We start from the raw sequence: 1238 nt of genomic DNA on the forward strand, positions 1-1238 counted from the left end.
ATACGCCATCCGACGCCGGGTCGGCTGTGGGCGGTGGCCGAGGAGTTCGCGGGTCCCAGCGCGCTCGTCCTCGCTGTCAACCTCCTGCTGATCGCGGTCGCCGTGATCCGTCCCCGCCGGCGGACGCTGACCGCGGTGGCCCTGCCCCTGATCTGCGTCCCGCCCGTCCTCCTCTTCGCCCTGGCCCTCCACCGCCCCTGCTTCCACGAGCGCTACCTCCTCTTCGCCCTGGCGGGCATTCCCCTACTGGCCGCGGCGGGGTTGGACCGGCTGGCCGGGGCGGTGTCCGGCCGCAGCCGCGCCGTGGTCGCCGCGGCCGGGGTTCTCGCGATCGGCTGCGCGTTCGTCTGGCAGTTCCCGCTGCACCAGCGGGAGCGGGAGCCGTTGAGCCGCCAGGACGACCTGGCGGCGCTGTCCGCCGCGGTGGGGCGACTCACCCGGCCGGGTGAGCCGGTGCTGTACGACCCGCCCAAGGAAAGGCGGATCGCCATCGCCTATCCGCGCCCCCTCGCCGGGCTGCGCGACATCGCGCTGAGCACCCCCGGCCCTGCCTCGGGCACGCTCTACGGGGTCGACGTCGGCCCCGCCGAGCTGCTGCGACGGCTGGACGGGGCGCGCTCGGCATGGCTGATCGCGGCCGACGAGCCGGAGGCGCGCGGCCCGAAGGCGGCCGTGCTGACGGGGCACTTCCGGCTGGCGTACTCGCTGTGCCTGCCCGGCATTCGCCTGGAGCGCTATGTGCGGGCGGGGCCCGCGCACTGAGCCGAGGGCCCGGGGGCATCGCTGACCGGAAACCAGCGAGACCTGAGTGCCTGTTTTGCGAAGCCTCGCAGGTCCAAGCTCTGCGGATGACCTTGGAATGGGAACAGGTAATCGTTCATTCGGAAGATCCGGTGGCCTTGGGGCAGTGGTGGGCCGAGGCTCTTGGCTGGGTCGTGGTCCACTCCTCTGATGACGAGTTCGAGATCCGCCCGGAGCCGGATCGCGTGCCAGGGTTGGACTTCGTCCGGATCAATGAGAGCAAGAAGGCCAAGAGCCGCCTGCATCTCGACTTCAGGCCTGATGACCAGGACGCCGAGGTGGCTCGTCTGGTGGCGCACGGCGCGCGGCGTGTTGATATCGGCCAGGGTGATGAATCGTGGGTCGTACTGGCGGATCCCGAAGGTAATGAGTTCTGCGTCCTGGGCCAGCGGCGTCAGTAACGCTCACGCCTGGGCGGGGTCGATGGCGAAGCGACG

At 70.9% G+C, this 1238-nt stretch carries 1 protein-coding gene and 1 pseudogene; both read left to right on the forward strand.

Features of this window, described 5'->3' with window-relative positions:
• Positions 1-762: pseudogene (locus tag GWI24_RS44545) on the forward strand (hypothetical protein); the annotation flags it as partial.
• An 86-nt stretch (positions 763-848) separates the two neighbouring features.
• Entirely contained in the window at positions 849-1202 is a 354-nt protein-coding gene (locus tag GWI24_RS44550; protein WP_210951688.1) for a VOC family protein, read from the forward strand.
• The last annotated feature ends 36 nt before the right edge of the window (positions 1203-1238 follow it).

The organism is Streptomyces sp. MK37H (assembly GCF_018035285.1).
In the GTDB taxonomy this organism is placed as follows: Bacteria; Actinomycetota; Actinomycetes; order Streptomycetales; family Streptomycetaceae; genus Streptomyces; species Streptomyces endocoffeicus.

What these genes read in the sequence shown, in the direction of transcription:
- GWI24_RS44550 (WP_210951688.1), top strand. Translation starts at nt 849, where the DNA reads ATGACCTTGGAATGGGAACAGGTAATCGTTCATTCGGAAGATCCGGTG.